An 11,893-nucleotide genomic window follows, 5' to 3' on the forward strand; every position below is an offset into this window, starting at 1 on the left:
TCCTTTCAGGCCGCATCCCTGCTACCTTATAAGTCTGTCATACCTCATGAGCTGTTCCAGGTCTGATTCCAGGTAGCTCGATGGACTTCTTGACAGGTCATATGCAATGTCCCTGCCCTTGTCAGGAACCCTTGGCATTGTGAATACATGCCCAAGCGAGGATAGCGTAAGCTTCCTTTCGTAGTATTTGTGGAATTCCTCCTCCAGCACCTTCAGTATCTCAAGGGCACACTCTATTGATACCCTTGAAAGCTCGAACAGAGCCTTGTTGCCGGCTTCAAGTATGAAGTTCGGTGAGGTGTAGGGCAGGATCAGGTTGACTGAAGGTATCAGGTTCCTCTCAGGGAACGATCCTCTCCAGAGTGCGTTTCCTCCGATGAACGGGTAAAGGTCGATCTCATTGAACCAGACCTTGAGCCTTGGTATGTAGTACACAGAGTCCACCGAATAGCCTTTGTGGGCCATGAGGTCAAGCCCCCTTGCCGAAAGGATCCCGGTGATGATCTTCCTGACCTCGATACCCTCCTTCTTGAGAAGCGGGTTCAGTGCCTTCATCCTGTAACCCTTGTGGAGGAGTGTATCAACAAGTATTACAGGCCTCTTGAAGGAGGCGAGGGTCCTCACCTGGTCCTCAAGGGACAGGTAGAAGGGGACCTCCTTTATTGTGAAACCCTTCATGTCTGAGTTGAAGTATTTCTCGGTATGCAGGGATTTTGTCACCGTGTTCGGTATCAGTTCCCTGTCCAGTATGTCACCGTATGGTACGCACATGAGCTCGCCGAGGGTCCTTGGCTCGGTTACCCTCATCGAGACCCCGTTATCCCGACAGATCTTCTGGATCATTCCCTGGTGCAACATGAGGGGCTCATAGGGTATGAGGAGAGTTCCCGGGAACAGACCGCAGATGGCCTTCTGGAGCCTTCCTCTTGCCGAGGATATGGCTGCGCCGAGCTTCTGGTTGGTCCTGAACGGGTCCTTCAGTATGTTGTCAATGTCAAGGTTCAGGACTAACGGTGTCCTCATGTCCACATAAAGCAGGGGATGGTCCTCTGAAAGACTCCTGAAGTTGCAGTGCTCCATTATCGAATGGAATCCAGGGTCGTCGAGGATAGCATGCTTCGGAAGGTAGAGGGCGTATTCGTAGTCCCTGGAGGTTGCGAAGGACAGGGTCTCAGTAAGAAGGATCTGCTTGTAGTTCCTAAGCCTGTCGGGAGGATCCGAGAAGAAGCCGTCAAGTACGATTATCCTTCCCTGGTTCTTTTCCCTGACAAGGTTCGCAAGCCCTGGTTCACCAACTTCCTTCAGTATGTTTTCGCTCCTTGCCCAGTGGAACATGGAGAGACCGACCGGACGCCCGGTGTTGATGTCCTTTAGGACCAGGACCCTGCCTGAAGGCCTTCTGTAGTTTGTCTTCACGATGTTCCTTATTTCATCGCTGTCCCCGCCGAAAAGCCTTGCTATATCTGAATCAAGCTCCTCATCATATGCAGGCGCTATCTTCTTCTCAAGGAAGGACATCTGAAGCAGCGTCTTCTCAACAGGTGTCTTCTGGTAGAATCCGTTGGTGTAGATGTATTTTTGTGCAAGAGGGTCGATAAGGGATGAGATGTCCCTGTTCTCGTCGATGTTCACCCTTATCTGGGTCGAGCTTATCTCCTTGAGGTCCTTAGGAAGGTCAAGGAATTCGACATCGCTTAGTATGCCCCGTATCTTTCTCTTGCTGCTGCGGCCCCTGCTTCTTTCGAATACCAAGTGCCTTAACGAATGTATCGAATCCTCTTCAGGCGGCTTCTTGTAGCTTGAGGCATTTTCAACCACGTCACTTCCGCAGACCATGCTGACTTCGCCGTTGAAGGACCCCTTGAGCATCCTTATGTCATCAGGGCTCGACAGGTTTACCGGCATGTCCTCGGGATAGAGGTAAAGGCCAAGCTCTCCTGCGGTGCTCATGTTAAGTATGCTTCGCCTCACCTTGTTTGGAAGTGTCTTCTTGGACCATGAGAATTCATCAATGGCAAGATATACCTCATATCCAAGGTCCCTTATGAGTATGGCGATGTTCCTGTGTGATATTGTGAAGGGGTCGAAGGTGCCTGGGAAGAAGGCATATCTGGTTGCCTCAGTAAGCCTCAGGCCTCCGTGGTCATGTATGTAGCCTGACATGAACCTGTATATGTGGTTAAGGCCTGCGCTTTGCGCAAGGAACAGAAGGTTCCTGTCGTCATGGGAAAGCAGGGTCAGAAGCTTCTTTCCGATCATGTCGAATAGCTGTCTCTTATGCTCGTCTGATACCATTCCGGAAGCGAAAAGCACCTTGCCTATGGTTGTGAATGAAGACCTTATAGTAAGGGGGTCATAGTCGGACAGCCCGTAAAGGAGAACCCTCACCATGTTCCTTATCCTTGCAGATTTCTCATCCTCGGAAAGGTAGAGGTTCCTGAAGCCGAACTCCATGAAGGACTCGAGGCTTGTCCCAAGGGTCTTGAGGATGAGGCTCCTTACCGAGGAGGTAGAGGTCTTGACCTTCTGGAGGAGGTCATCAATGATCTCATCGAATTCCTTGGTAGGGAGGAATAGCAGTGACTTACCAAGAGGCTTCGGAATGTATTCTGTGAACCTGTGGCCTTCTATCTCAAGGGCCCTAAGGAGCTCCACGGATACTTCGTTCCTTTCATTGGGGCTCAGTCTTCCCATAAGCGCCAGAAGCGTGTTTCCTGCGGTCCTCCTTACTGACTCGATGGCAGATACCTTGAGAAGGTTGCAGAGGTGTATGGCGTTGTTGAGTGCCATGGAGCCGTCGCCAGTAAGCGTATAGAAAAGGAGGAGCCTTATTGACACCCTCTTGACTATCCAGTGCGTGGCGCTCTTAAGGTTGGCAAGGTATATTTCTGATATGCCTGACCTCCTGCGTTCAAGCTCGTCTGAAAGTGCCTTCCTCCTTGAAGGCTCATTAAGTCTTGCAGAAAGCCTGAATAGAAGGTATATTTCAGCTGTCTCGGTATCAGGTCTCACCTTTAAGACCCTTTTCCTGAGTGTCCCAATGAAGTCCTCACTGAATGCACCGGACATGTCCTGGGAGGTCAGCACTTCAAGCGCTGCAAGCCTCTGTATGTATGTGCCTGAAAGCATATCCGAAAGGTATCCCTCCATGAGTTGCGCATCACAGGGGATGTGTCTGAGAGAGCCTGCAAGGAACAATGAGGTGTCCTCGTTCCTCAATGATGCAGCGGTAAAGTTTCTCATTACCACGTCAGAATACTCGCATACCCTGGATTCAGGAAGGGACTTGAAAAGTGACTGCATTATTCCTCCGAGCGAATAGCCCAGAAAGAACCTGTGGCTCTCGATGGTGTTGTGGTCTGGGTAGAGAAGGCTCCTTAGCGTAGAATCAAGCAGGTCCTTACCCTTGACCATGGAAGATGGCTGTGTTTCCTCAAGAGGCAGCTCCTTCCTGTAGTCCTCGTCAAAGGTTCCGACAAGCCTTCCGATTATCTCGCTTGAATGATGCCTGATATCATCTTCGGGATGGACCAGGTTCTCCTTGAGGAAGCTTATGACCTGAAGCTTCTGGTTCTGGGTAAGGTATGTGGAGTATTCCTCAAGTATCCTTATGTACTCCCTGAGGTCCCTCCAGTCCCTGAGGCTCCTTGCCTCCTCCAGCATGGTCTCCATGGAGAACTCGTTCCTCAGCTGCCACATGACCCTTATGTTGTGGTCGATCGCATGGTATTTGAGCCTGTCCACTATCTCCGTGCCGAAGCAGAGGCTGGCATCCTTCAGAGGTCTGCGTGCAGGTTCAGCTGGCTTATAAGGGTCAGTGACTACGCCCAGGGTCCGGAGATATTCCTCGAAATCCTTGAGCTTGGCATATACCTTTTCGTACCTTCTCCTCTTTGTATCATCCACGTTGTCAAGCTTGTCCAGGATCACCGCAAAGGAATCATCAAGGTCATAAATGTGCATTGTGTCCTTTCCGTCAGTTTTCCTGTTCTTTACCCTGAAATCAGAATATATGAGTATCAGTGCCTCCAGGGACAGGTTCTCAAGCTCAAGGTCCCAGGTGGAATGATTGACAGCGATGTTCCTGATGTAGTTTATCCCATGCTTCTTGAACCAGATGTCTGAATAATAGTAGTGAAGGTAGGGAACCCTTCCCATCTCACCTGTCTTAACCCCATACTTGCCGATATCGTGTCCGGCTAAAGCTCCTGATACCCTTCCGAGGTCTATGGTAAGGCCGAGAGTTTTCAGCTGCCTTGCTGTCCTCATGCCTACATAATGCACTCCTGCCACATGGTCGAGTGTGTTGAAGCCGTAGAGCTCCCTTGAAAGCTTCATGATCTCAAGGATGTAGTCATCCTCCATTGCCTTCATGAACTTGCCGTACTCATCCTCCTCGAGGTCTTCATACTCTTCTTTGGTTAGGAACCTGAAGCTGTGAACCACATGGAAATCCTTGGAGTCGCTCTGCGATTCAAGCCTGTTAAGCTCCCTGTATGCTGCTGCGTATATCGCTGCAAAGTCTGATTCCTCCGGGCTGAACTCCCTGTCCCTGGAATCCCTGAAGGCCTTCTTCACCATATACTCATATATGTCCTTCAGGTCCATGTCAGGAACATCTGAAAACTGGGACAGGTTCCCCTTGAGGATACCGAGAAGCGTACCTCCCGAAAAGTCGGAAAGGCTTGACAGGCTGTAAAGGTCCTTTATGAAGGTCTTGTCTGACGAAAGGAAAAGCGCCGCATCCCTGCCCGGACCCAGCTTCTTCAAGAATGCAGGCGAAGAGAACCTTTTCCTAAGATTGTCCTGAAATTCCCTGTTATGAGACTTACCCATAGAGATTGCCCCCCAAAGCGCACGATATTCTCTGTTCCCCTTTATTATATCCTCCCTGCAGCTTCTTTGCATTTTAATTAAGCTTTAATCGAAGGGCGGTATAGTCATTGTATGGAGGGCAGAGCCATGTACGATGACAGGAACAAAAGAGATAAAGACAGATTCATAAAGGGTATGATCATCGCATTGGTGCTGATGGTAGCAGGACCAGCCATTTTCGGCGTAATAGGGTCCCTGATCATCGCGCTCCTTTCTGTGTCCTTCGGGCTTCTTGTCGCGGCCCTGGCCCTTATAGCATCACCTCTCCTTATCCTCCTGATGCCGGGCACGATCCTGCTGGGACTGCCGGCGGCCGCGCTGTTCTTCATGGGAATAGGGGTGCTCGCCCTCTTCGTTCTGAGCTTCACCCTTGTAATAAAGATAATAAAGGCGATAGTCATGGGGATAATAGGAATCATAAGGAGCATTTTCGGAAGATTTTAGGAGGAAATGGCAATGGATACATTCCGGAAAATCATTATCGTCTGTCTCGTGGTCGCCTCGGTATCGTTCGGCATAGGAGCATGGATATTCTACGAGTCAGGTTTCAGCATAAATGAGTTCACAAGCCAGATAACGAAATTCTTTGAATCAGGGAACCTTCCTATAATCGGCGACAATACGCTGACACAGGGTTTCTCAAGGACCTACACGTTTTCAGCTGAGGAGGCTGAAGAAATCTCGGTTGACACATCGATCGGGGATGTTACTGTAATCAGCCATGATGGCACTGATGTCATCGTGGATATCTCAGGAAGAGTCTCCAGTAGCTACAAGGGCACCATTGAGACAGCATACTCAAGGGACGGTAAGGTAACGGTTGAAGTCCTTAAGGACTCAAGCTTTTCTGGCCTTCTTGGACAGAATGAAGCCAGGATAGTGGTAAGCGTTCCTGCAATTAACATTGAAGCGATGTCAATTGCATCCGTTTCGGGAAAAGTGGACATAGACGGTATTGAAGCGCATTCACTGAAGCTGAAGACAGTATCCGGGGGAATTGAAGTGACAGGGTTCAAGGCGGGAAGGCTTGACGCATCGAGCGTCTCAGGAAGCATATCCGCTGACGGTTCGTTCGGAAGCGATGGGGCAGATATCTCCACCACTTCAGGAAGTATCGGGCTCAAGGGCCTTGAAGGAAGCTTTTCTGTGAATACAGTTTCAGGAGCAGTTGATATCGAAGCTTCGTCAATGAAGGGAGGATCGGTTGTTACTGTATCCGGAGGTGTGGACATGGGACTCCCGTCTGGCGAGTTCTCCTACGACCTCAGCTCGGTATCAGGAAAGATCAGGGTATCGAGGAACGGAAGCATCATCGAGAGTACAGGATCCTCAAGGGAAAACAACGGGAATGCCCCTCTTTACAAGGTCAAGACCGTATCCGGAGGCATAAGCATAAGTCAATAAAATATCAATGTTCACAATTTGTTCACAATTGTCATTGTAAATTTCCTTATAATATAAGTATCACGTGAAAGGGGGATTATGAGAATGAAAGCATTTGTAGATCAGGATCTCTGTATCGGCTGTGGAGTTTGTGCAAGCGTTGCTCCTTCAGTGTTCGATATGAACGACGATGGAAAGGCTTTTGCTGTTGCAGACGAGGTTGACGGAGCAGACGTTGACGCTGCGAAGGAAGCTGCTGACAGCTGCCCGACATCAGCAATAACAGTCGAGTAAGGAACAGGCAAGGAGACCTTCGGGGTCTCTTTTCTTTTGTCTTTTTTTACGGTATAGTCTAATGTAGATTTGATTTTGGAGGACTGTATGGGCTTTTTCAACAGAAACCATCTATTCAGGCTTATGCTTGCGGCAATATTCCTTGTTCCCCTGGTACCGATGTATATTACACCGGCTCTTTTTGTGCCTGTGGTTATATTCTATCTCCTGTATACAAGGGAAAATCCGGATGCATACCAAAGGATGAGAAGGTCACTTGCTGAAATCAGGAGGTCAAGGTTCTCCCTTGCATTCATGCTCCTTGCCGTCTGGTCCCTGGTATCTGTCGTCTACTCGGATGATAAGGTGATGTCACTTGCGGGAGCTGCGATATACGCCAGCGCGTTCGCTGCTTTCTTCATACTGAAGTTCGAGCTCAACAGGCCCTTCCATACGAAGATGGTGCTGAGGACCTACATTGCTTCAGTGGTAGTGGTTTCAGCATACCATGCGGCCCAGCTTGTTTTCTTTGCCTTCTTCAGCCCTGCACCATTCGTTAGGACCGAGCATACCTCCTTCATAGAGCATGGCAACATACTTGCCTGCTACATGCTGATCGCCCTGTTCCCAATGGTAGTCCTCGCTGTCAGGACCAGGAAGAGGGACCTTAAGCTTGCCGCCTGGTACGCATTCGTCTCATGCCTCATAACCGGCTCGATATTCCTGACAGGTTCGAGAGCCGGCATGCTTGGAGTATTCCTGGGGATACTGACGCTTGCCTTCTACAGCTCCAGGAAGTTCCTGGTTGTACTTATACCTGCCTCCTTCATGCTGATGGTAGTTCCATATTCAAGGAACAGGATACTCGACATATTCAGCTATGAGCAGAACTATTCCAGGTTAAGGATATGGAAGGCCGCACTATACATGGCAAAGGAGCACCCGATACTTGGCATAGGGCTCAACAGCTTTTTCCACGAATATCCGGGATATGTGGCTCGCTTTCCTGAGCTTAACAACCCATATGACAACAATGTGGTCTACCATGCGCACAATGCGCTCTTCAACATACAGGCGGAGCTCGGCATTCCGGGCATGGTCCTGCTCATGCTCATGCTTGTAGCCATGTACAGGAGCCTTGTCAGGTATCTTGGGTCTGAGAAGGTCTGGAGGGACGGGCTGGCATTCTATTCAGGGTTTGCCGTTTCGATGATAGTGTTCGTGTTCCTTAACCTCATCGACAACTATTCACTGACCCCGAAGATAATCTGCACCATTGCCATCCTTGCGGGAAGCATGCACGGCGATGCCAGGAACAAGGGTATGCTGCACTTCTAGACTGACATCTGAAAGGACTGACATGAGAAGGAAAATCTGGAATCTGATATACGCTGTGATTGCTTTCGCAATCATCGTTCCTGCAGTTTCAAGTCACTTTACCGGATATCCGTTCAGGTACTCTGACCCATCAGGGTTCGAGGAGGTGACGGTCACCTCTGTTGCTGATGGTGATACGATAAGGACAGGTGACGGAAGGATAGTAAGGCTCATCGGAATCAATACTCCGGAGACATCGGGGGTATCGGAGCTTTATGGAGCCGAGGCCAAGGCTTTCACCAAATCGATGCTCGAAGGCAGGAGGGTCTACCTGGAGAAGGATACTTCTGAGACTGACAGTTATGGAAGGCTTCTAAGGTATGTATGGCTGGAGCTTCCGGACAAGGTCGATGACGAGGCGATAGGCGAGCATATGTTCAATGCCACGCTTGTAACCGGAGGATATGCACAGCCCTACGAGTTCCCACCGGACATAAGATATTCAGGAATCATAATGAAGCTTGCGAGGATTGCCCGGGACGGGAAAAAAGGTCTCTGGGGGATATCAGGGCAGGGAACTACAAAAGGTACTTATGTACCTTGAGATTTTTGTGAAGAATGTATTAATTTTTAGGGAAGCCCTGTTTCCAAATGTTGGAAACAGGGCTTTTCAGCGCATTCCGGACTTTTGCGCCTATTCTAAATATGCATAAAGGACCGTATAATTGAATCAAGGCAATGTACTTTCGATGGGAGGGATTGAGATGGAATACAGGTTTCCGGATAAGTTCTTTTTCGGTGCAGCAGCGTCAGGACCGCAGACTGAGGGTACCGCTGGAAAGAAGGGCATGGATATCTATGAGTTCTGGTACGAGAGTGAGCCTGAGGACTTCTACCATATGGTGGGACCGAAGTCCGCCTCAGATTTCTATCACAGGTACGTCGAGGACATTGGCCTCATGAAGGAAATGGGACTCGATTCCTACAGGACCTCCATTGAGTGGTCAAGGCTGATACCGGATGGAACTGGTGAAGTTGACCAGGACGCAGTTGATTTCTACAACAATGTGATAGATGAAATGATCAGGCAGGGCATTAAGCCATACATCAACCTTTTCCACTTCGACCTGCCTGTAAGCCTGCAGGAAAAGGGAGGTTGGGAAAGGCGGGAGACGGTGGATGCCTATGTCGATTATGCAGTAACCTGCTTCGAGCTTTTCGGTGACAGGGTCAAGAACTGGTTCACCTTCAGTGATCCGCTGGTTCCTGCTGAGCAGGGCTATGTGGAAGGACATCATTATCCGAAGGTCAGGAACCTCAAGCGGGCAATACAGGTAGGCTACAACATGATCGTTGCCCATGCCGCGGCTGTCAGGGCATTCAGGGAAATGGCAGCGGAAGGTGAGATAGGTATCATCATGAACCTTTCCCCGGTATACCCGAGGTCTGATTCAAAGGCGGACCTGGAAGCGGCAGAGGCCTGCGACCTGTTCATTAACAGGTCTTTCCTGGACCCGGTGCTCAAAGGTGAATTTCCTGAGAAGCTTGTCCGTATGCTTGAGAGAAGCGAGATACTTCCCGAGGCAAGGGAAGGGGACAGGGAGCTTATCTCGGGAAGCAGGGTGGATGTCCTTGGAGTAAGCTACTTCAAGCCAAGGAGGGTCATGGCACCTGCAGACAGGCTGCAGGAAGGGCTAAGCTACTACTTCGTCAACTACAGGATGCCGGGAAGGCGCATGAACGTGTACAGGGGCTGGGAAATCTACGAGAAGGGAATATACGACCTTTTGACTGACCTCAGGACCAATTATGGCAATCCTCCATGCTTCATAGCGGAAAACGGCATAGGCGTTGAAAACGAGGAGAGGTACCGCCTGGATGGCGAGATACATGATAACTACAGGATCGACTACATGAAGGACCACCTGAAGTGGATATTAAGGGCAATTGAGGAAGGGTCCCTGTGCAGAGGGTACCATGCATGGTCCTTTACAGACAACTGGTCATGGAACAACGGCTTCAAGAACAGGTATGGGTTCGTTGCCGTAGACACTGCAACCCAGAAGAGGACGGTAAAGCTTTCCGGCGAATGGATGAAGGATGTCACAAGGGACAGGGGATTTTCGGATTGAACTAAGAATGGCCGGGGAGGCAATGATTTGCCTCCCCTTCAAAAGATAAGTTTGAGGAGGATATTATGGGTTTTCAGAAAGGTTTCCTATGGGGCGGAGCAGTGGCCGCACACCAGCTTGAGGGCGGCTACGACAAGGGCGGCAAGGGGCTCAGCGTTGCAGATGTCATGACTGCAGGGGCACATGGAGTGCCAAGAAGGATAACAGACGGGATCATACCGGGAGAGAACTACCCGAACCATGAAGCCATAGATTTCTATGGACGCTACAAGGAGGACATAGCCCTTTTCGCCGAGATGGGGTTCAAGTGCTTCAGGACGTCGATAAACTGGCCGAGGATATTCCCGAATGGCGATGAGACGGTTCCGAACGAGGAAGGCCTGAAGTTCTACGATGACATGTTTGACGAGCTCCTTAAGCATGGCATAGAGCCAGTAATAACCCTTTCACACTTCGAGATGCCTTACGGGCTTTACAGGAAATACGGCGGCTGGAGAGACAGGGCAGTGATTGACTGCTTCGCAAGGTATTCAGAGACAGTGTTCAGAAGATACAAGGACAAGGTCAAATACTGGATGACCTTCAATGAGATCAACAACCAGATGAACCTGAAGAACCCGATCTTCGCATGGACGAATTCCGGGATTCAGTTCAGGGAAGGGGAGAACAGGAAGGAAGTGATCTACCAGGCTGCCCACAACGAGCTTGTGGCGAGCGCACTTGCGGTAAAGATCGGGCATGAGATCAATCCTGACTTCAAGATAGGCTGCATGGTCTCGTTCCATCCGGTATACCCTTATTCATCAAACCCTGAGGATACGCTCCAGGCACTGCATTCGATCCATGACAGGATATTCTTCACTGACGTCCACTGCCGTGGCCATTATCCCGCATACGCCCTCAAGGAGTGGGAGAGGGAAGGCTTTGACATAAGGATGGAGCCAGGTGACGCAAAGATCCTTGAAGAAGGCACAGTGGACTACATAGGCTTCAGCTACTACATGTCAGACACTGTCAAGTCAGGTGCCGAAGGCGAGAACAAGGACCTTGTAACAGGGTCCCATGTAAGCGTCAAGAATCCTTTCCTTACTGCCTCGGACTGGGGATGGGCCATTGACCCTGTAGGTCTCAGAAATGCCCTGATAATCCTCCATGAGAGGTATGAGAAGCCAATGTTCATCGTAGAGAACGGACTTGGCGCAGTAGATGCCATCGAGGAAGACGGCAGCATAAACGACGACTACAGGATAAACTACCTGAGGTCCCACATTGAACAGATGGGAAAGGCGATAACTGAGGACGGAGTGGAGCTCATGGGATACACACCATGGGGCTGCATAGACCTTGTATCCTTCACCACAGGCGAGATGAAGAAGCGCTACGGATTCATCTATGTCGACAAGGACAATGAAGGAAAGGGGACGCTCGACAGGTCAAAGAAGAAGTCCTTTGACTGGTACAGGAAGGTTATTGAGTCAAACGGTGAGGTCCTGTAAGGCGGGCAAAAGGCAGGATATCACAATATGAAGAAGGTTCAGGCGAAATGCCTGAACCTTCTGTTCTTCTTTATACTGATCTCAGGAGGCTATGTCGATTTTCCCTCTTCCATGAGCCTTTCAGCAAGGGCCAGCACCTTCTTCCCGTCCATCAGACCATAATCCGAATGGGGGATCATTGCTGAAGGGATGCCGCATTTAGTGCATTCTTCAGAAATCCTCCTGAATGAGAATCTGATCTGCGGTCCGAGAAGTATGACATCAGCATAGGGAATCACCTTCGGGAGGTGGCCTTCCCCAAAGGCGGAGATTTCAGCTTCGAGGCCTCTCTTGTCTGCCTCGGCCTGCATCCGCTTCATGAGTATGCTTGTGGACATTCCGCCCCCGCAGAGAAGAACTATCCTGATCATCTGCTTC

General features: G+C 50.0%; 9 protein-coding genes. 7 read left to right on the forward strand and 2 right to left on the reverse strand.

Annotated features, from left to right (window positions below; all coding sequences use genetic code 11):
* Window positions 1–21: 21 nt before the first annotated feature.
* Window positions 22–4,836, reverse strand: a complete 4,815-nt coding sequence (locus T472_RS14555; protein ID WP_023389071.1) for a cytidylyltransferase — start codon at window positions 4,834–4,836, stop codon at window positions 22–24.
* Between the two features lie 126 nt (window positions 4,837–4,962).
* Between T472_RS14555 and T472_RS14560 the strand changes: the two genes are divergently transcribed.
* The 7 genes from T472_RS14560 (at window position 4,963) to T472_RS14590 (ending at window position 11,476) form a co-directional block, all read left to right on the forward strand.
* Window positions 4,963–5,319 carry a hypothetical protein gene (locus T472_RS14560; RefSeq protein ID WP_023389072.1) on the forward strand — a complete coding sequence of 119 codons (357 nt, stop codon included), beginning with the start codon at window positions 4,963–4,965 and terminating at the stop codon, window positions 5,317–5,319.
* A 12-nt stretch (window positions 5,320–5,331) separates the two neighbouring features.
* Entirely contained in the window at window positions 5,332–6,279 is a 948-nt protein-coding gene (locus tag T472_RS14565; RefSeq protein WP_023389073.1) for a DUF4097 family beta strand repeat-containing protein, read from the forward strand.
* Window positions 6,280–6,363: 84 nt separating this feature from the next.
* Window positions 6,364–6,552: a ferredoxin gene (locus T472_RS14570; protein ID WP_023389074.1), complete on the forward strand. Its 189-nt coding sequence runs from the start codon at window positions 6,364–6,366 to the stop codon at window positions 6,550–6,552.
* An 87-nt stretch (window positions 6,553–6,639) separates the two neighbouring features.
* Window positions 6,640–7,869: an O-antigen ligase family protein gene (locus tag T472_RS14575; RefSeq protein ID WP_023389075.1), complete on the forward strand. Its 1,230-nt coding sequence runs from the start codon at window positions 6,640–6,642 to the stop codon at window positions 7,867–7,869.
* Window positions 7,838–8,452 (forward strand): thermonuclease family protein, encoded by a 615-nt coding sequence (locus T472_RS14580; protein WP_023389076.1) that lies wholly within the window; start codon window positions 7,838–7,840, stop codon window positions 8,450–8,452. Before T472_RS14575 ends, T472_RS14580 begins: the two co-directional genes overlap by 32 nt.
* Window positions 8,453–8,612: 160 nt before the next feature.
* Window positions 8,613–9,980 (forward strand): glycoside hydrolase family 1 protein, encoded by a 1,368-nt coding sequence (locus T472_RS14585; RefSeq protein WP_023389077.1) that lies wholly within the window; start codon window positions 8,613–8,615, stop codon window positions 9,978–9,980.
* Window positions 9,981–10,045: 65 nt separating this feature from the next.
* On the forward strand, window positions 10,046–11,476 hold the full coding sequence (locus T472_RS14590) for a 6-phospho-beta-glucosidase (protein WP_023389078.1): 1,431 nt from the start codon (window positions 10,046–10,048) through the stop codon (window positions 11,474–11,476).
* 89 nt (window positions 11,477–11,565) lie between these two features.
* Here the strand turns inward: T472_RS14590 and T472_RS14595 are convergent, their stop codons facing one another.
* A complete protein-coding gene (locus T472_RS14595; RefSeq protein WP_023389079.1) occupies window positions 11,566–11,886 on the reverse strand; it encodes a PTS sugar transporter subunit IIB in 321 nt (106 codons plus the stop codon).
* Window positions 11,887–11,893 lie beyond the last annotated feature (7 nt).

The sequence above is a fragment of the Youngiibacter fragilis 232.1 genome (genome assembly GCF_000495435.3).
Taxonomy (GTDB): Bacteria; Bacillota; Clostridia; order Clostridiales; family Clostridiaceae; genus Youngiibacter; species Youngiibacter fragilis.

Coding starts and splice junctions, on each gene's coding strand:
- T472_RS14555 (WP_023389071.1), bottom strand. CDS start 4,836: ATGGGTAAGTCTCATAACAGGGAATTTCAGGACAATCTTAGGAAAAGG.
- T472_RS14560 (WP_023389072.1), top strand. CDS start 4,963: ATGTACGATGACAGGAACAAAAGAGATAAAGACAGATTCATAAAGGGT.
- T472_RS14565 (WP_023389073.1), top strand. CDS start 5,332: ATGGATACATTCCGGAAAATCATTATCGTCTGTCTCGTGGTCGCCTCG.
- T472_RS14570 (WP_023389074.1), top strand. CDS start 6,364: ATGAAAGCATTTGTAGATCAGGATCTCTGTATCGGCTGTGGAGTTTGT.
- T472_RS14575 (WP_023389075.1), top strand. CDS start 6,640: ATGGGCTTTTTCAACAGAAACCATCTATTCAGGCTTATGCTTGCGGCA.
- T472_RS14580 (WP_023389076.1), top strand. CDS start 7,838: ATGCCAGGAACAAGGGTATGCTGCACTTCTAGACTGACATCTGAAAGG.
- T472_RS14585 (WP_023389077.1), top strand. CDS start 8,613: ATGGAATACAGGTTTCCGGATAAGTTCTTTTTCGGTGCAGCAGCGTCA.
- T472_RS14590 (WP_023389078.1), top strand. CDS start 10,046: ATGGGTTTTCAGAAAGGTTTCCTATGGGGCGGAGCAGTGGCCGCACAC.
- T472_RS14595 (WP_023389079.1), bottom strand. CDS start 11,886: ATGATCAGGATAGTTCTTCTCTGCGGGGGCGGAATGTCCACAAGCATA.